Here is a 239-nt window from a genome sequence, read left to right on the forward strand (position 1 = left end):
GTCAGGTGATGCCGTTTGCGCGTGCGGTCGAGGCGGATGGCTGGCTGTTCGTGTCGGGGCAGACGCCGATGGAAAACGGCGAAGTGATCAATGGCGGGATCGTTGAGCAGTCGCACAAGACCATTCAAAACGTGCTGGCAATTTTGACCGAGGCCGGGTATGGGCCTGAGCACGTCGTGCGGTGTGGGGTGTGGCTCGATGATCCGCGGGATTTTGCTTCCTTTAACAAGGTGTTCAAG

1 protein-coding gene is annotated in these 239 nt (G+C 58.6%); it reads left to right on the top strand.

The features are described from left to right. Positions 1 to 239: RidA family protein (locus SB753_RS40935; protein ID WP_410805663.1), on the top strand; the 239-nt coding region annotated here is incomplete at both ends.

This window comes from Paraburkholderia sp. SIMBA_053, from assembly GCF_046534895.1.
Lineage (GTDB): Bacteria > Pseudomonadota > Gammaproteobacteria > Burkholderiales > Burkholderiaceae > Paraburkholderia > Paraburkholderia caledonica.